This is a genomic window from Amycolatopsis deserti (genome assembly GCF_014653945.1).
Lineage (GTDB): Bacteria > Actinomycetota > Actinomycetes > Mycobacteriales > Pseudonocardiaceae > Amycolatopsis_E > Amycolatopsis_E deserti.
Window position 1 is genome coordinate 764,285 of record NZ_BNAU01000001.1, and the last position, 17,805, is coordinate 782,089.

Here is a 17,805-nt window from a genome sequence, read left to right on the forward strand (position 1 = left end):
CCGCCTCATGCGCAGCGGCCACCGTCGATCAGGTAGGTCTGGCCGGTGATGTAGGAGGCCGCGGCGGACAGCAGGAACGTCACCAGTGACGCCACCTCGCCGGGTGTGCCGAGCCGGCCCAGCGGGGTCCGTGCCGCCGTCTCGGCCCGCATCTCGGGGGTCAGGTCCCCGGCGAGCGGGGTGTCGATCAGGCCGGGCGCCACCGCGTTGACGCGAATCCCGTCCCCGGCGTACTCCAGCGCGGCCTGGCGGGTCAGCATGGCCACCGCCGCCTTGGACGCGGTGTAGGCGGCGAAACCCGGACGTGCCCGCACCGCTCCGACCGAGGCTGTGTTGACCACCGCGCCGCCGCCGGCGAGCATCAGCGGCAGTGCGGCCCGCAGCACCAGGAAGGCGCCCCGCAGGTTGACGGCCTGCACCCGGTCCCACTCCGCCGGCTCGTACTCGTGCAGCCGGCGGCCCGGTGCGCCACTGATTCCAGCGTTGTTGAACAGCAGGTCGACCCGGCCGAACCGCTCGCGACACACCTCGAACAGTCCTCGCACATCGCTTTCGTCGCTGACATCGCACACCACCGGGACGAGCCCGGGTGCGGTGATTTCCCTCCGGTCGGCCGCCACCACCGTGGCGCCCCCCTCGTGGAGTTTCCGCGCGACCGCCTCACCCAAGCCGCTCGCCGCCCCCGTGACCACCGCGACCCTGCCGTCGAACCTCTCGTCCATGCCGCTCCTTCATCATAGATCAAATGATGTGATCCTTGACAATCTCAGGTCACACTTCCTACCGTTCAGCAGGTCGCTGGTCAACGTCGACCTGGCTGGAGGTCAGAGATGACGCGCTTCGCCCCCGTCGCCACGGGACCCCGGATTGCCTACCGGGACACCGGGCAGGGGATCCCGCTCGTGCTCGGGCACGGGTTCATGCTGGATTCCGACCTGTTCGACGAGGTGGCCGCCCTGCTGTCCGGCCGGTGCCGCGTCATCACCTGGGACGCCCGCGGCCACGGACGCACCTCCTACGACGGCGAACCCTTCACCCTGTGGGACAGCGCCCGCGATCTGATCGCCCTCCTCGACGCGCTCGGCATCGGCAGGGCCGTCGTCGGCGGGCACAGCCAGGGCGGTTTCGTCGCGCTCTCGGCCGCCCTGCTGGCCCCCGAGCGCGTCGCCGGCCTCGTGCTCATCGACACGACGCCCGCCGGCCAGGACGGCAGCGCCCTGGGCGAGCTGACCGCGTTCGCCGAGGACTGGCAGGCCGGCGGACCCACCCCGGAGTTGTGCCAGGTCCTGGGCGCGATGGTCTTCGGCGACGGCGACGTCGAACCCTGGATCGAGAAGTGGATGAAGCAGCACCCCGCGGAGTTCGCCACCCCGTTCCGCGCGGTGATGGAGCGAGACGACCTGTCGCCCCGCCTGCCCGAGATCACCGCACCGGCACTGGTGGTGCACGGCGGTGCGGACTCGGCCATCACGGTGGCCGAGGCGCGGCAGTGGGCCTCGCTCCTGCCGCACGCGGATCCGGTCGTCGAGATCGACGGCGCGCCGCACGCCGCCCCGGCCACCCATCCCCGTGAAGTGGCGGCCGCCGTCGGCCGGTTCCTGTCCGAGCGCGCGCCCGCGTTCTGACCCCTGCTCCCGCGAACGGAAGACAACCATGACCGAGATCGGCTCGGCGCCCGACCGCACGAAACTGTGGCGCAAGGTCGCCCTCCGCACGTTCCCCCTGCTCGGCGCGGCCTACGTGCTGGGCTACATCGACCGGGTCAACATCGGCTTCGTCGCCGCGCCGATGTCCCGCGACCTGGGCCTGACCAACGTCCAGATCGGACTGACCTCGACGCTGTTCTTCATCGGCTACATCATCGCGACCGTCCCGAGCAATCTGGCGCTGCGGCGCTTCGGCGCACCGACTTGGATCGGTTGCACACTGCTCGCCTGGGGCACGGTCACCGCGGTGATGGCGGCCGTCGACTCGGCCGGGGCGCTGTACGTCCTGCGCGTCCTGCTCGGACTCGCCGAAGCCGGCCTGGCTCCCGGCGTGCTGCTCTACATCACCTACTGGTTCCCGGCGAAACAGCGCGCCTGGGCCTACCCGGTGTTCGTGTCGGTGATCGCCGTGTCCGGCATCGTGGGCGCGCCGCTGTCCGCCGGGCTGCTCGAGTGGGGGCAGCACCTGACGGGGATGGCCGGCTGGCGCTCGGTCTTCCTCGTCGAGGGCGTGATCACGGTCGTCGTCGGGATCCTGCTGATGGCCCGCCTGGCGAAGAGCCCGGCCACCGCGAAATGGCTGTCCACTTCGGAGCGCCAGTACATCCAGGACCAGCTGGACGCCGAGGCGGCGCTCAAACGGAACAGCGCGGTGCCGGCCCGCATCACCGACGCGCTCAAGAGCGGTCGCGTGTGGGCGCTGGCGTTCGCGTTCTTCGCGCTCACCTTCGGCATCTACGCGTTCAGCTATTTCCTGCCGCAGATGCTGCAGCTGCTCACCAACAAGCGCGGCGCGTCCCCGACCGACGTCACCAGCGTGCTGCTGTCGGCCATCCCATCGGCCTTCGCGTTGCTGGTCATGCTGGTGTGGCCGAAGGTGTTCGCCCGGCGCAGCGCCGTCTTCTCCACCGTGCTCCCGCTCTCGGTGGGGACGGCCGGTGTGGTGCTGGCGGCGTTGACGAGCAACCCCGTCGCGTTCCTCGTCGGCACCTGCCTGAGCTTCGCCGGCATCTACACGTCGTTGTCGCAGTTCTGGCGCATCCCGGTGCTCGGCCTGACCGGCGCCGCCGCGGCGGCCGGGATCGCCGTGATCAACTCGTCCGGCAACCTCACCGGCATCGTCAGCCCGCTGCTGACCGGCAGCATCCAGCAGGCCACCGGCAGCTTCCGCTACGCCCTGCTGCTCATCGCGTTCGTCATGGTCCTGGGTGTGGTGACCGTGCTGGTCGTCGGGCCCCGGATCGAGCGGATGGACACCGGTTCCCCAGCGCAGTCGCAGGAGAGAAAGGAAACAGTATGAGCACGGCCCTGCCGACGTTCGACGACCCCGCCTACCGGGTCCCGGCGCCGCCCGTGGCGGACTCGCCCGAGGAGGAACGCCTGCGCCGCAAGCGCGAGCTGGCCGCGACCTTCCGGCTGTTCGGGAAGTTCGGTTTCGGCGAGGGGGTGGGCGGGCACGTCACCGCCCGCGACCCGATCCACCCGACCTGCTTCTGGGTGAACCCGTTCGGTGTGCCGTTCGAGCACATCCGCGTCTCCGACCTCCTGCTGGTCGACGAGAACGGGCGGCTGGTGCAGGGCGAGGGGCTGGTCAACCTGGCCGGCTTCTACATCCACTCGCGCGTGCACGCCGCCCGGCCGGACGTGCAGGCCGTCGCGCACGCGCATTCCCTGCACGGCAAGACGTTCTCGGCCTTCGGACGGCCGCTCGACCCGATCACCCAGGACTCGCTCGCGTTCTACGACGACCACAGCGTCTACGACGGGTTCGGCGGCCTGGTGTTCGACCCGGAGGAGGGCAACCGCATCGCCAAGGCCCTCGGCGACCACAAGGCCGTGATCCTGCAGAACCACGGTCTGCTGACGGTCGGGCGGACGGTGGCCGAGACCGCGTGGTGGTTCATCTCGATGGAGCGGTCGTGCCAGTCGCAGCTGCTCGCGATGGCCGCCGGTGACCCGATCCTGATCGACGAGGCGGAGGCGCGTCAGGTGTCGAGCGTGACCGGCACGCCGGGGTTCGGGTGGTTCAACTTCCAGCCGCTGCAGCAGAAGATCCTCCGGCTGGAGCCGGATCTCCTGGACTGACGGGGGTGGCGGGCCGGGTGCGTGCGCGCGCCCGGCCCGCTCGCGTCACCACGTCCGCGGTAGCTCGCCGCTCCAGGCGTGGTCGAGGATGCGCATCAGCTCGTCCCGGCCGCCGATCGACCGGGGGTTGCCGGGCAGACCGGACTCCACGAGCGCGTCCGCGACCAGGGGCAGCTGTTCGCGGCCCGCCCCGGCGGAGCGCAGGCCGCGCGGCACGCCGAGGCGGTCCAGCAGCGCTGTCACGCCGTCGAGGGCGGCCGGAGCGTGCAGCGCGTCGGCGATCAGGGCGTGCCGGTCCGGCACCGCCGGGGCGGTGTAGCTCATCACGGTGCGGCACAGCACCCCGTGCGCCACGGCGTGCGCAACCCCGAGGACCGGGGCGAGCACGTGCACGATGGCGTGCGCCGCCGCCATCCGCACGCGGGGGAGGGCGGCGAGCACCGAGGCGTTCTGGAACGCGCTGAGCGCCTCGTGCGGATCGTCCAGCCGGTCCACCCCGTCGCGGATCAGCGCCAGGGAGCGCAGGTAGAACGCGTCGGTCAGCGGCGAGCGGCCGGTGCCGGCCAGACCCTCGACGCAGTGCGCCAGCGCGTTGGCGACGGAGACGTGCGCGAGCCGGGACGGCAGCGCCGCGGGCACCCGCGGGTCGAGCACGACGACGTCCGGCACGATCCGTTCGTCGCTGAGGCCGACCTTGTGGCCCTCGTCGGTCACCCCGGCGCGCGGGGTGACCTCCGCGCCGCCGAACATCGCGGGGATCGCGACCGACCGGCGGCGCGTGGTGCCGAGATCCAGCCACACGGCCGCCTTCACGGTGTCGATCACGCTGGACCCGCCGACGGCCACGTAACCGTCCGCTCCGGTCGCGACGGCGAGATCGCGCAGCTTCCGCACGTCCATCATCGGTGAATGGGGTGTGACCGTGGCGTGCACGACGTGGTCCCCGGCCCGCTCGCGCGCCGTCGCGAACACCGGGCTGCGGGACATGGACGGGCTGGTCACCAGCACGACCCGGGTCAGGTCCAGTTCGGACAGCAGGCCGGGCAGCGAGTCCAGCGCGGACGGACCCGAGACGATCCGCCCGGGCGCGGGCGGCGACCAGTCGTAGGCGTCCACGGCGCTATCCGGCGTGGTGCTCGACGACGCGGCGCAGGAGGTCGGCCAGCGTGCGGCGCTCGGCAGGCGACAGCCCGCTCGTCCACTCCCGTTCGCGGTCGTGGTGGCCGCCGAAGGTCTCCAGCACGGTTTCCAGGCCGCGCTTGGTCAGCTCCACGGTCACGATGCGGCGGTCGGTGGAGTCCCGCCGCCGTTCGACGAGCCCGGCGTCCTCCAGGGTGTTGAGCACGCTGGACACGCTCGACCTGGTGACCGCGGCGAGCTGGGCGAGCTGCCGCGGCTCGCTCTCGCCCACGACCCACAACGCGAACAGCACGCGGAAGCCCGCGTAGCTCACGCCGCGTGCCCGGTAGACGTTCTGCTCCAGGTCGGCGACGAGCTTGTTCGCCGCGCGCACGAGGTTGAACGTCACGGCGAGCACGTCGAGGTCGACCTCGACGCCGGAGCGCTCGGCCCGCTCGACCATGAGCTCCTCGTACTCCTTGGCGTGGATGTGGTTCACGGACACCCCTGTCGTCGCTTCGGCGCACCGGTCGAGATCTGACCATCAGCGCCCACTTCATCCGAGTCCTCGCCATCGTACGGGATCAGCCAAAACGAGATCATCAGAATTGAGATGATTTGATCCTTGACGACTTTGGGGTCGATGGGGGACCGTAGAGGAGTCCGGGCCGCGGCCCGGGCACCGACCACGTGCAACGGTGCCGGGAAGGAAGTGAATGCTGGCGTGCGCACACTGACCGATGTCACGCGCCGGGGAGCGAGGCGGTTCGCGGACCGGACGGCGGTGTCGACGGGCGGGGCCGCCCTGACCTACGCCGAACTCGACCGCGACGCCGACCGGCTCTCGGCGGCGTTCCGGGGGCTGGGCGTCCGGCGCGGTGACCGCGTCGCGATCCTGGCGGAGAACTGCGTCGAGCTCGTCGTGGTGGCGTTCGCCGCGATGAAGGCGGGCGCCTGGTTCGTCCCGCTCAACTTCCGGTACGGGCCGGAGGAGCTGTCCTACGTCCTGGCCGACACCACGCCCCGCGTGGTGGTCGCCGGCCAGGGGTACGCCGGCGCCCTGGAGGCCGCGCTGCCGGACGAGCGTCCGGCGCTCGTGGTGATCGACGACCGGGAGACCGCTTCCGGGCGGCTGTCCTACCGCGACCTCCTGGCCGCGCACACCGGCGCCGCGCCGGAGGACCTCAGCGAGCCGCAGGACATCGCCACCGTGCTCTACACCAGCGGCACCACGGGATTCCCCAAGGGCGTGCTCGCCACGCACGACGCGACCGTGCGGCTGCTGCCGGTCTACGCGATCGAAGGCGACCTGCGCGCCGGTGACGTCATGCTGATCTCGATGCCGCTGTTCCACGGCGGCGGGCTGGTGATCCAGCTCCTGCCGGCGCTCGCGCTCGGCGCGACGGTCGTGCTCACCGGCCGCGGGTTCTCCGCCGACGGCGTGCTCGAACTCGTCGAGCGCGAACGGGTGACCGTGACGTTGTGGTCGCCGACGATGCTCGCGATGATCCTGCGCGACGCCGACCTGACCGCCCACGACACCGGATCGCTCACCAAGATCTGGTACGGCTCCTCGTCGATCGCCACGACCACCCTGGAGCGGGCGCGCGAAGCCTTCCCGCAGGCCGGGTTCTACCAGTGGTACGGCACCACCGAGGCCACCACGATCGCGGTCCTGCGGCCCGAGGACCACCGCGACCGCGCCGACCAGACCGGCCGCGAGGTCTACGGGGTCGACGCCCGCATCGTCGATCCGTCGGGGGCCGAAGTGGCGGTGGGACAGACCGGTGAGGTGGTCGTCAGCGCCGCCGGCACGTGCATGGTCGGCTACCACCACAAGCCCGAGGCGACCGCCGAGGCGATCCGCGACGGCTGGCTGCACACCGGCGACCTCGCCGTGCGCGGCACGGACGGGTACTTCACCATCGTCGACCGCATCAACGACGTCATCATCTCCGGCGGGGAGAACATCTACCCGCGCGAGGTGGAGGAGGCGCTGCACAGCCACCCCGCGATCGCCGAGGCGTCGGTGTTCGGCGTGCCCGACGAGGTGTACGGCGAGTCCGTGGCCGCGGCCGTCGTCCTGGTCCCGGGAGCGGAGGCGACCGCCGAGGAGCTCGGCGCGCACGTCGCACAACGGATCGCCCGCTACAAGCGGCCGACGCGGTGGCACCTGGTGGACCAATTGCCACGCAACGCCTCCGGCAAGGTGCTCAAACGCGCGCTCCGCGATCAGGTGGCCGCGCGGGCCGAGGCGGTGTGACCGTGCCCGACTTGCAAACCCTCCTCGTCACCGACCGCGACCAGGTCCGCTGGATCACGCTGAACCGGCCGGAGCGGCGCAACGCGATCTCCCCGCTGATGCTCGACGAACTGGAAGCCGTCCTCGAGGACACGGCCGAAGACGGCGGAGTCCGGGCGCTGGTGGTCACCGGGGCCGGGAGCGCCTTCTGCGCCGGCGCCGACCTCACCGTCGACCCGGACGACCCGGACGCGCTGCCCGACGTCGACCTCGCCCGCAGCGACGCGGTGTTCGACGTGCTGGAACGCCAGCCGCAGCCGGTGATCGCCGCGGTCAACGGCACGGCCGCGGCGGGCGGACTCGAACTCCTGCTCTGCTGCGACATCGTGCTCGCCGCCGCGGGCACACGCATCGGCGACCTGCACGCCAACGCCGGGCTCCTGCCCGGCGCCGGCGGGACCTACCGGCTGCCCCGGCGAGTCGGCGTGAACCCCGCGTTGTGGCTGCTGTTCACCGGTGACACCGCACCGGTCGAGGACTTCCAGCGCTGGGGCCTGGTCCACCGCGTGGTGCCGGGGGAGGAGCTGCTCGCCGAGGCCGGGCGGCTGGCGGCCGGACTGACCCGGAAGAGCCCGCTCGGCCTGCGCCGGATGAAGGAACTGGTCCGCGACGGGCTCGAGCAGGACCGGCGGACCGGCCTGGCCCACGCGCTGGAGGTCGCCCAGGCGCACCAGAAGTCGGCCGACTACGCCGAAGGGGTGCGGGCCTTCGCCGCCCGCCGCGCACCGAGGTTCACCGGGCGATGACGAACCTGGACGGCAAGGTCGCCCTGGTCACCGGCGCCTCCTCCGGACTGGGCGCGCACACCGCCCGCATCCTCGCCGAGCACGGCGCCACCGTGATCGGCGCCGCGCGGCGGCCGGAGCGCGTCCCCCGGCACGACCGGATCGTGCCACTGGAACTGGACATCACCGACCGCGCGGCCGTTCGGGAGGCGGTCCCGCGGATCGCCGGGACGACCGGCTGGCCGGACATCGTGGTGAACAACGCCGGTGGTGGCGCCGTCAAACCCGCCCTGGACCACACCGACGCCGACTGGGACCACGCGCTGGCGGTCAACCTGACCGGGGCCTGGACGGTGTCCACAGTGGTCGCCGAGGGGCTGCGCCGACTCGGGCGGCCCGGCTCGATCGTCAACGTCGCCTCCGCGGCCGGGCTGAACCCGGTGGCGGACACCGCGGCCTACGGCACGAGCAAGGCGGCGTTGATCCACCTGACCCGGCAGCTCGCCCTGGAATGGGCGCCGCTGGGGATCCGGGTCAACGCGATCTGCCCGGGCCACTTCCCGACCGAGCTCAACGCGGAGTTCCTCGCCGACGAGCGCTTCCGGGAGCGGATCACGCGGCGGATCCCGCTCGGCAGGCTGGGCCGGCTCGACGACCTCACCGGGCTGGTGCTGCTGCTGGCCTCCGACGCCTCGGCCTACCTCACCGGGGGCGTCATCCCGCTCGACGGCGGACAGAGTTTGCGTTCCTGACAACGACAAGGACGGACATGGACGACACCGACCACCAGAAACTACGGCAGGCCATCGCGCGGGCGATGACCGATCTGATCCCGCCGATGGAGGACCGGATCGAGGACACCGACTGGATCCCGAAGGACGTCCTCGTGCCCGCGCTGCGCGAGGTCAACGCGTTCGGGCTGCTGTTGCCCGAGCGGTACGGCGGATCCGGCCTCACCGTCTCGCAGTACCTGCCGATCCTCGCCGACCTCTCCCGCATCCACGGTGGCCTGCGCGGGTTCGTGCACGCGCACAACTCCTCCGCGCACGTCTTCGAGATGCTCGCCAGTGACGAGCAGAAGGACGCCCTGCTGCCGCTCGTGGCCACCGGGCACGCGTCCTTCGGCATGGGCATCACCGAACCCGACCACGGCACCGGTGCCGACATCGGCACGCAGTGCTTGCGCGACGGGGACAACTACCGGATCACCGGGCAGAAGTGGCTGACCACCAACTCCGACTGGGTGAGCCACTTCATCGTCTTCGCCAAGACCGACCCCGCCGCCGGGGCCCGCGGGGTGAGCGCCGTCCTCGTCGAGCGGGACCGGCCGGGCCTGACGATCGCGCCGTTGCCCGGCACCCTGGGCACCCGCGGGCTGCAGCACGGCCACCTCACCTTCGACGACGTGGTCGTGCCGGTGACCAACCGGCTCGGCGAGGAGGGGCAGGGACTCGGCCTGATCGAGCACGGCATGGAGGTCAGCCGCGTCTTCGTCGCCGCGTCCTCCCTGGGCACCGCCGAAGAGGCACTCGCGCTGAGTGTCGCCCGCGCGAACGAGCGGGTCACCTTCGGCAAGCCCATCGGCACCCGGCAGGCCGTCCAGCGCTACCTCGCCGAGATGGCCACCGACGTCTACGCCCTGCGCACCATGCTGGAGGACGCCGCCGCCAAGCTCGACGCCGGGCTGCGCATCCCCATCGAGGCCTCGGCCTGCAAGCTGTTCGGCTCCGAAGCCGTCTGCCGCGTCACTGACCGGGCCCTGCTCGTGTTCGGCGGGATCGGGTTCACCCGCAAGTTCCCGATCGAGCGCATGCTGCGCGACGCGCGCGCGAACGTCGTCGAGGAGGGCCCGCCCACCATCCAGCAGTTCGTGATCGCCCGCAACCTCCTGGACGGCGCCACCCTGCGCGGTCCGTCCATCTTCGAACCCACGCACCTGTGAGGCACCTGATGAACCAGAACGTGTTGTCCATGCACGGCCGGGTCGGCCTGGTGACCGGGGCCGGCCAAGGCGTCGGCCGGGCGGTCGCCCTGCACTTCGCCACGCACGGCGCCCGCGCCGTGGTGGTCAACGACTTCTACTCCGATCGCGCCGAGAAGGTCGCCGAGGAGGTCCGCGGCCAGGGCGTGGAAGCCCTCCCGCTGGCGTTCGACGTCACCGACTACGCCCAGGTCGCCGACGCGTTCTCCCGCGTGCAGAAGGAATACGGCGAGCTGCACGCGCTGGTGAACAACGCGGGCAACGCCGGGCCCGGCGGCCGCGCCGGGTTCTCCGACTTCTGGTCCGAGGAGCCGTCGGACTGGGACCGCTGGCTGGGCACCAACCTCTACGGCGTGCTCAACTGCGTCCGGCACGGGGTGCCGCTGATGCGCGAGCACGGGACCGGCCGGGTGGTCACCGTGATCTCGGACGCGGGCCGCCAGGGCGAACCGGGCCTGGAGGTGTACTCGGCCGCCAAGGCGGGCGCGGCCGGGTTCACCCGGGCCGTCGCGCGCAGCACGGGCCGGTTCGGCATCACCGCGAACGCCGTGTCGATCGGCGCCACCCGCACACCCTTCGTCGAGGACATCCTCAACGACGAGGCGGCGGCCAAGGCGCAGCTCAAGCGCTACATCATCCGCCGCTTCGGCGAACCCGAGGACATCGCGAACATGATCCTGTTCCTCAGCTCCAACGCGAGCTCGTGGGTGACCGGGCAGACGATCCCGGTCAACGGCGGCTACTCGGTGACGCTGTGAGCGCGCCCGGTTTGCCCGCCCGCCGCTGTGCGCGTTGCGAAGCGGCATTCCCGTCGGTCGAAAGCCCCGAGCGCTGCCCCTACTGCGGCAACACCTGGCTGTCCGACACCACGCTGTCGTCCACCGGGACGGTCGTGACCAGCACCGTGGTCCGCGTCGCGCCACCCGGCACCGAGGTGCCGTACACGCTGGCCTACGCCGACTTCGCGCCCGGCGCGCGGTTGTTCGGGCGGGTGCGCGGCAGCGCGCCGATCGGCGCGACCGTCCGGCTGGTGCCCGCGCCGGAACCCGACCACTACGTCTTCGAGCCGGAGGAGAAGCCATGACGAACAGGCGCGTCGCCGTGATCGGCACCGGTCTGGTGCCCTTCGGCAAGCACGAAGACACCGCACTGGAGGACCTCGGTATCGCCGCGGCCGAGGGCGCGCTCGCCGAGGCCGGGGTCGAACCCGGCCGGATCGGCGCGGTCTTCTCGTCGAACGTCCTCGGCGGCGGGGGCGCCGGCCAGCGGATCCTGGCCGGTGTGGGCGTGTTCGACGTGCCCGTGGTCAACGTCGAGAACGCCTGCGCGAGCGGGACGACCGCCGTGCACCTGGCCCGCCTGGCGATCGAAGCCGGGCAGCACGACGTGGTCCTCGTGGTCGGCGCGGAGAAGATGACCGGGAAGTTCCAGGGCGGCATCACCCTGGACCGGACCGACCGCCCCACCCTGCTGGGCCTGACCATGCCCGCCATCTACGCGCTCAACGCCCAGCGCTACGCCCACGACACCGGCGCCGGCCTGGACGACTTCGCAGAGGTCAGTGTGAAGAACCGCGCCGCGGGGGCGCGCAACCCGCACGCGATGTTCCGGCAACCGGTGACTCGGGAGGAGGTGCTGGGCTCCCGTCCCGTCGCCGATCCGCTGACCCTGCTGCAGTGCTGCGCCAACGCCGACGGCGCGGCGGCGCTGGTCCTGGCCGCCGAGCACGTGGTGGAGTCCCGGCACGATCCGGTGTGGCTGCTCGGTTCCGGGCTGGCCTCGGGCACCACGACGGGCCCGAAGACGGAGTTCGGCACCTCGCGTCCCTCGGCGCTCGCGGCCCGGCAGGCGTACGCGGCGGCGGGACTGACCCCCGCCGACATCGATTTCGCGGAGGTGCACGACGCCTTCACGATCGGCGAGATCACCTCGGTCGAGGCGCTCGGGCTCGCGAGCCCGGGCAAGGCGCTGGCCGCGGTGGCCGGCGGCGAGCTCAGCCTCGGCGGCCGCGTGCCGGTCAACGCCAGCGGTGGCCTGCTCGCCAAGGGGCATCCGGTCGGCGCGACCGGCGTCGGGCAGGTCGTCGAGCTGACCACCCAGCTGCGCGGGGGCGCGGGGGAGCGGCAGGTGGCCGGCGCCCGGATCGGCCTGTCCCACACGGTCGGCGGCGGGGTTGCGACGCTCGACGCGATCGCCAGCGGCGTCGTCATCGCCGGCGCGTGAAGCGGGGCCCGCGATGACTGTCACGCCGACCCTCGCCGGCCTGCTCAGCAGCGCTCACGATCGGTACGCCGACCTGGTCGCCCTGCGCGAGGGAACCACCGCCCTGACCTACGGTGAGCTGGGCTCGTTGGTGCGCCGCGCCATCGCCGGACTGACCGAGCGGGGACTGCGGCCGGGTGACCGGGTGGTCACGATCGCCGCGAACTCCCTCGCGTACGCCGTCCTCGACCAGGCCTGCTTCCTCGGCGGGTTCGTGCGGGTCGGCATCAACCGCCGCCTGAACCCGCACGAACTCCCGTCGATCCTGGCCACCGCCAAACCCGCGCTGCTCTGCGCCGACGCGGACTGGGCCGCCCGGCTCGACGCCGATCCGTCCGTGCGGGGCGGGGTGCCGCTGCTCGACCTGGAGTCGGATTTCCCCGCGCTGACCGGCCGGGCGGACCCCGGGCCCGCTCCGCTGCCCTCACCCGACGCCCCGGCGGCCCTGCTGTTCACCTCCGGTACCACCGGAGAGCCGAAAGCCGTGGTCGCGACGCAGCGGGCCATGGCGTCGATGGTCCGCAACGTGCTGGTCGCCTTCCCGGTTCAGCCCGGCGACCGGGTGCTGCAGGCGATCCCCCTGAGCCACGCCGCGGGACACCTCGTGCCTGCCTTCGCCTGCCACGGCGCGGACCAGGAGGTGCTGCCCGCCTTCGTGGTGGACGACGTGCTGCGGCGCATCGTCGCCGACCGGGTCGCCGTCGTCTCCGCGGTGCCCACCGTCGTCGGGCCGCTCGCCAGGGCGGCGCTGGCGAGCGGGCACGACGTGTCCGCGCTGTCGGCGATCGTCTACGGCGGCTCGCCCATCGGCGCGGACGACCTCGCGACCGCGGTCGAGGCGTTCCCGCACGCCCTGTACCAGGTTTACGCGCAGAGCGAGAGCCTGCTGCCGGTCACCGTGCTCACGCCCGCCGACCACCGTGCTGCGGCCGGACCCAGACCGGAACTGGCCGGTTCGGCAGGGCGGGCGGTGCCGTTCCTGGACCTGCGCATCGCCGACGCCACCGGGAAACCCTGCCCCGTAGGCGAACCGGGCGAGGTGCAGTTGCGAGGTGACACCGTGATGACCGGGTACTTCGAGAACCCGGAGGCGACGGCGAAAGCGCTGGAGCCCGACGGCTGGCTGCACACCGGCGACGTCGGCTACCTGGACGCCTCCGGCTACCTCCACCTGGTCGACCGCCTCAGCGACGTGATCATCACCGGTGGGTTCAACGTCATGCCGTCCGAAGTGGAGCGGGTGCTGGCCGAGATGCCCGGCGTGCGGGGCGCCGCGGTGTTCGGCGTGCCGGATCCGCGGTGGGGCGAGACGATCTGCGCGGCGCTCGCGGTGGACGGCCCCGCCCCGGCGCTGGAGGAGGTGCAGGAGTTCTGCCGGGCTCGGCTGGCCCGGTTCAAGGTCCCGCGGCGGCTGTTCGTGCTCGACGAGCTGCCCTACAACGCGACGGGCAAACTCGACCGGCGCGGCCTGCGGGCCCGGTTCCGGACGGTGCCGGCGTGACCGCGGGCCCGCTCGACGGGGTGCGGGTGGTCAACCTCAGCGAAACCGTGCCCGGCCCGCTCGCCGCGCTGCTGCTGGCCGACCTGGGCGCCGACGTGATCACCGTCGAGCGGCCGCCGCCCGGGGACCCGGCCCGGCGGTTCCCCGCGGTGTTCGCCGCGCTGTCGCGCAACCAGCGTTCGGTCTCGCTGGACATCGCGCACCCTCGTGGACGGGAGTTGTTCTACCGCCTCGCCGGCGCCGCCGACCTCGTCATCGCCGGCCAGCGCCCGGGGACGGCGCGCAAGCTCGGCGTCCACCCGGATCAGCTGCGCGCCCGTTTCCCGGGCACTTCCGTGGTGAGCGTGTCCTCGTTCGGGCTGACCGGTCCCGGCGCGTCCCGGCCCGGCCACGACCTGGTCTTCCAGGCCATCGCCGGGCTGCTCGACGGGCCGCCGGGGGCGGTGCCGGTGGTCGACATGGTGTCCGGGTTCCTCACCGCGCTCGGCGCCCTCGCCGCCATCGCCGGCCGTGTCCGGGACGGGCGGGCACGCACGATCGAGACCGCGATGTTCGACGGCGCGCTGGCCCTGAACACCTTCGCCCTGACCCGCGAGCTCGCCGGCTTGCCCGCGGACGCCACCCCGGTCCCGCCCGCGGGGTACGGGGTCTACGGGCTCGGCGACGGGGCGCGGGTGTGCCTGGCCGTCTCCTACGAAGCGCACCACTGGCGCTCGCTGTGTGAGGCCGTCTCGTTGCCGGAGCTGGCTTTCCTGTCGTTCGACGAACGCGTGACGCGCCGCGACGAGGTCGACGGGAGGCTCGCCGAGCGGTTGCGGGAGCTGCCCGCCGAGGAGGTCCGGAAACAGCTGGCCGCCGCTGGCGTGCCCGCGGAACCGGTCCTCGGCCCCGCGGAGGTCGTGCGCACGGCCGAGTTCGCGGAGCGGATCGTCGGTGGGCGCCACCTCGCCGCGCCGTTCCGGATCGACGGGCAGCGCGCGGGCGTGGCGCGGGGCGTGCCGAGGATCGGCCGGGACACCGCGACGGTGTTCGGCGAGCTGGGACTCGGCCCGGCTAACCTCGCCCGGCTCGCGGACGAGGGAGTGATCACCCGATGACGTCCGTGGCCGTCGTCGGGGCCGGCGGCATCGGCACCGTCCTGGCCGCGGCGCTCGCCGACGCCGGGCACGACGTCGTCGTCTGCGCGCGTTCCGCGGTGGGGCCGCTGATCCTGGAACGCGGCGGGACCTCGGCGAAGCTCGACGTGCGGCTGCTCACCGAACCGGATGAACTGTCGCGTGTGGACTGGGTGCTGTTGTGCACGAAGGCCCACGACACGCGAGCCGCGGCTTCGTGGCTGGCGCGCTCGTGCGGTCCGGGCACGACGGTGGTGGTGTGCCAGAACGGGATCGGCCACGCCGACCGGGTCGCCGGGCTGACCGGGCCCGCGCAGGTGCTGCCCGCCCTGGTCTACATCGCGGCCGAACGGGTGGCGCCCGGACGGGTGCGCCACCACCGCGGCGCGCGGCTCGTGGTGCCGGCGGGGGAGGCCGCCGCCCGGCTGGCCGGGCTGGCCCCGGGCCTCGACATCACCGCCGAACCCGACTTCCGGACCGCGTCCTGGCGCAAGCTGCTGACCAACGTGGCCGCGAACGCGGTGACGGCGCTGACGTCGCGGCGGATGGACGTGCTCGGCGAGCCGGAGATCCGGGAGCTGGTCACGGCCCTGCTCACCGAGGCCGTCGCGGTGGGGCGCGCGGTGGGCGCGGACCTCGGCCCGGCGGACGTGACCGGAACGCTCGGCTTCTACGACCAGCTGGGCCCGGAGGACGGGACCTCGATGCTCTACGACCGCCTCGCCGGGCGGCCCACCGAATACGAGCTGTTCAACGGCGCCGTGACCCACCTCGGCCGCCGGCACGGTGTCCCGACACCGGCCAACCAGGCGGTCTACGCCCTGCTGCGGGCGAGCGAACCGTGATGCGTGCCGTGCAGGCGACCGCGCTGACCGGCCCGGACGGGCTTCGGCTCGTCGAGGCGCCGGAACCGGACGGCCGGGACCGCGTCCTCGTGGACGTGCTGTATGCCGGCGTTTCGTTCCCCGACCTGCTGCGCACCCGCGGCCGGTACCAGGTGCGGCAGCAGCTGCCCTTCGTGCCCGGCGCCGAGGCCGCGGGCATCGTCCGGTCTGCCCCGCAGGCGAGCGGCTTCCAGCCCGGCGAGCGGGTGGCGGTGATCGCGGAGGGCACGTGGCAGGAGGTCGTGGCCGTGGACCCGGCGCTGGTGTTCCCTGTGCCCGGTCCGGTACCGCTGTCCACCGCGGCGGGCATCCCGCTCAACTACTTCACCGCCCACTGCGCGCTCGTCCGGCGAGCCCGGGCCGAGCCAGGCGAGACGGTGCTCGTCCACGGCGCCGCGGGCGGAGTGGGCAGCGCCGTCCTGGGCCTGTGCCGTGCCCTGGGCTTGCGCGCGATCGCCGTGGTCAGCAACGGCGCGAAGGGCGAGTTCGCCCACGCGGCTGGCGCATCCGATGTGGTCCACGGCGAGGACTGGGCCGACGAGGTGCGCGCGCTCACCGCGGGCCGGGGAGTGGACGTGGTCGTGGACCCGGTCGGCGGCGACCGGTTCACCGACTGCCTGCGTGTCCTCGCACCGGAGGGCCGCGTCGTCGTGCTCGGCTTCGCCGCGGGCCGAATCCCGGCGGTCCAGGTGAACCGCCTGCTGCTGCGCAACGCAACTGTCATGGGCGCCGGCTGGGGCGAGATCGTCCCTCGCGAACCCGCTTACCCGGGTGCACAGTGGACCGAGCTGTCCGCACTACTGGCCGACGGTCGCCTCGTCGTGCCGAAGCCGGAGGTCCTGCCACTGCCCGAAGCACCCGAAGCACTCCATCGGCTCGAAACCCGCACCGCGATGGGGAAGACCGTGCTGGACGCGACGCGTTAGGCACGATCTGATGTGAAGCTTGACGATTTCAGTCAGACATTTTTGCTGTGCCTCACACCGGCGATTTCCGGCGGAGGCCAACCAGCCCGCCGACCGCACCGATCCCACTGGTTGGTGTCCGAGGGGGAATCGGACACGCTTCCGTGCATCCATGGACAGAATGCGGTTCATGTGACAGAACAAAGCTCGGCAACGCACAGCCGGGATCACCCTCGCTCAGCGGCCCGAGCCGACAGCCGCGATCAACGACGTGGTCGTGGAAGTCCACGCGTCGGGCTTCGTGCCCGCGGAGTGGGAGTGGCCTTCGACCTGGGGCGATCGCTCGCGTCACGATCGGACGCCCGCGATCATCGGCCACGAGTTCGCCAGAGTGGTCACCGCCCTCGGCTATGGCACGACGGGACTCTCGCTGGGGCAGCGGGTTTTCGGCATCACGGACTGGCACCGCGATGGAACCCTGGCCGAGTACGCGGCCGTGGAGGCGCGCAACCTCGCGCCGTTGCCGGGGGACGTCGACTTCACGGTGGGTGCGAGCCTGCCGATTTCCGGGTTGACGGCGTGGCAGGGTCTGTTCCAGCACGGTCGTCTCCGGGCGGGGCAGAGCGTCCTCGCGCACGGCGCGGCCGGTGCAGTCGGTGCGATGGTGACGCAGCTGGCACGGGAGTTCGGTGGCTATGTCATCGGTACCGGGCGGGCGGCGGACCGCCAGGCGGCGCTCGTGTTCGGCGCGAACGACTTCCTCGACCTCGAGCACGACGATCTCGGCGACGTCGGCGGGGTCGACCTGGTCTTCGACGTCATCGGCGGCGACGTTCAGCGGCGCTCGGCGAGCCTCCTCCGTCCGGGCGGGACCCTGGTGTCGGTGGTCGGGCCCGTCGAGGCTCGCCCGGTCGACCGCCTCACGATCGACTTCGTCGTCGAGTCCGTTCCCGGCCGGCTGATGGAGATCGTCGGCCGGGTGCGGGACGGACGCCTCCGCACGCACATCGGCACGGTCGTGTCCCCTCGACGACGCCCTCCCTGCGCTCACCCCGACCGAGCGGCGCAGGGCAAGACCGTCATCCGCGTGCGACCCCGAAATGTCGGGGCGGCTTCACTCCAAGCCCGATCCGGCGACGCGCGCCGAGATTTACAAACACCGAGCACTTGTACACCTAGTGCTACATCCTCTAAGGTTTTGTAAACCTCGCAGAGGAGGA

General features: G+C 72.4%; 18 protein-coding genes. 15 read left to right on the plus strand and 3 right to left on the minus strand.

All coding sequences use genetic code 11. The features are described 5' to 3' along the window. Positions 1–5: 5 nt before the first annotated feature. Positions 6–722 (minus strand): SDR family NAD(P)-dependent oxidoreductase, encoded by a 717-nt coding sequence (locus IE290_RS03630; RefSeq protein ID WP_191243048.1) that lies wholly within the window; start codon positions 720–722, stop codon positions 6–8. 108 nt (positions 723–830) lie between these two features. Here IE290_RS03630 and IE290_RS03635 point away from each other — a divergent pair, with 108 nt between their 5' ends. Genes IE290_RS03635 through IE290_RS03645 form a run of 3 tightly spaced genes read left to right on the plus strand, consistent with a single transcriptional unit; the run spans position 831 to position 3,791 of the window. After that, entirely contained in the window at positions 831–1,625 is a 795-nt protein-coding gene (locus tag IE290_RS03635; protein ID WP_191243049.1) for an alpha/beta fold hydrolase, read from the plus strand. Between the two features lie 28 nt (positions 1,626–1,653). Further along, a complete protein-coding gene (locus IE290_RS03640; protein ID WP_191243050.1) occupies positions 1,654–3,006 on the plus strand; it encodes an MFS transporter in 1,353 nt (450 codons plus the stop codon). After that, positions 3,003–3,791: a class II aldolase/adducin family protein gene (locus IE290_RS03645; RefSeq protein ID WP_191243051.1), complete on the plus strand. Its 789-nt coding sequence runs from the start codon at positions 3,003–3,005 to the stop codon at positions 3,789–3,791. Before IE290_RS03640 ends, IE290_RS03645 begins: the two co-directional genes overlap by 4 nt. A gap of 45 nt (positions 3,792–3,836) precedes the next feature. On the opposite strand, the gene IE290_RS03650 is transcribed toward IE290_RS03645, so the two are convergent. Then, a complete protein-coding gene (locus IE290_RS03650) occupies positions 3,837–4,907 on the minus strand; it encodes an iron-containing alcohol dehydrogenase family protein (RefSeq protein ID WP_191243052.1) in 1,071 nt (356 codons plus the stop codon). A gap of 4 nt (positions 4,908–4,911) precedes the next feature. Further along, positions 4,912–5,409, minus strand: a complete 498-nt coding sequence (locus IE290_RS03655) for a MarR family winged helix-turn-helix transcriptional regulator (RefSeq protein WP_191243053.1) — start codon at positions 5,407–5,409, stop codon at positions 4,912–4,914. A 225-nt stretch (positions 5,410–5,634) separates the two neighbouring features. Between IE290_RS03655 and IE290_RS03660 the strand changes: the two genes are divergently transcribed. The 12 genes from IE290_RS03660 (at position 5,635) to IE290_RS03715 (ending at position 17,789) form a co-directional block, all read left to right on the plus strand. Further along, the gene (locus IE290_RS03660) at positions 5,635–7,173 is read left to right on the plus strand and encodes a class I adenylate-forming enzyme family protein (RefSeq protein ID WP_191243054.1); all 1,539 of its coding nucleotides are present in this window, start codon (positions 5,635–5,637) and stop codon (positions 7,171–7,173) included. A gap of 2 nt (positions 7,174–7,175) precedes the next feature. Then, on the plus strand, positions 7,176–7,958 hold the full coding sequence (locus IE290_RS03665) for an enoyl-CoA hydratase/isomerase family protein (protein WP_229874110.1): 783 nt from the start codon (positions 7,176–7,178) through the stop codon (positions 7,956–7,958). Continuing rightward, positions 7,955–8,689, plus strand: coding sequence for an SDR family NAD(P)-dependent oxidoreductase (locus tag IE290_RS03670; RefSeq protein ID WP_191243055.1), 735 nt, complete (start codon positions 7,955–7,957; stop codon positions 8,687–8,689). The genes IE290_RS03665 and IE290_RS03670 overlap by 4 nt, the downstream gene beginning before the upstream one ends. 17 nt (positions 8,690–8,706) lie before the next feature. Beyond that, a complete protein-coding gene (locus IE290_RS03675; protein ID WP_191243056.1) occupies positions 8,707–9,879 on the plus strand; it encodes an acyl-CoA dehydrogenase family protein in 1,173 nt (390 codons plus the stop codon). Positions 9,880–9,887: 8 nt separating this feature from the next. Next, entirely contained in the window at positions 9,888–10,676 is a 789-nt protein-coding gene (locus IE290_RS03680) for an SDR family NAD(P)-dependent oxidoreductase (protein WP_191243057.1), read from the plus strand. Next, positions 10,673–11,002: an OB-fold domain-containing protein gene (locus IE290_RS03685; protein ID WP_191243058.1), complete on the plus strand. Its 330-nt coding sequence runs from the start codon at positions 10,673–10,675 to the stop codon at positions 11,000–11,002. The genes IE290_RS03680 and IE290_RS03685 overlap by 4 nt, the downstream gene beginning before the upstream one ends. Beyond that, positions 10,999–12,141, plus strand: coding sequence for a thiolase family protein (locus IE290_RS03690; protein WP_191243059.1), 1,143 nt, complete (start codon positions 10,999–11,001; stop codon positions 12,139–12,141). The genes IE290_RS03685 and IE290_RS03690 overlap by 4 nt, the downstream gene beginning before the upstream one ends. Positions 12,142–12,154: 13 nt before the next feature. Then, positions 12,155–13,681, plus strand: coding sequence for a class I adenylate-forming enzyme family protein (locus tag IE290_RS03695; RefSeq protein WP_191243060.1), 1,527 nt, complete (start codon positions 12,155–12,157; stop codon positions 13,679–13,681). After that, positions 13,678–14,778: a CaiB/BaiF CoA transferase family protein gene (locus tag IE290_RS03700; RefSeq protein ID WP_191243061.1), complete on the plus strand. Its 1,101-nt coding sequence runs from the start codon at positions 13,678–13,680 to the stop codon at positions 14,776–14,778. The genes IE290_RS03695 and IE290_RS03700 overlap by 4 nt, the downstream gene beginning before the upstream one ends. Continuing rightward, positions 14,775–15,641 (plus strand): 2-dehydropantoate 2-reductase, encoded by an 867-nt coding sequence (locus IE290_RS03705; RefSeq protein ID WP_191243062.1) that lies wholly within the window; start codon positions 14,775–14,777, stop codon positions 15,639–15,641. Before IE290_RS03700 ends, IE290_RS03705 begins: the two co-directional genes overlap by 4 nt. Then, a complete protein-coding gene (locus tag IE290_RS03710; protein ID WP_191243063.1) occupies positions 15,641–16,606 on the plus strand; it encodes an NADPH:quinone oxidoreductase family protein in 966 nt (321 codons plus the stop codon). Before IE290_RS03705 ends, IE290_RS03710 begins: the two co-directional genes overlap by 1 nt. Positions 16,607–16,862: 256 nt before the next feature. Next, the gene (locus IE290_RS03715) at positions 16,863–17,789 is read left to right on the plus strand and encodes an NADP-dependent oxidoreductase (RefSeq protein ID WP_229874113.1); all 927 of its coding nucleotides are present in this window, start codon (positions 16,863–16,865) and stop codon (positions 17,787–17,789) included. Positions 17,790–17,805 lie beyond the last annotated feature (16 nt).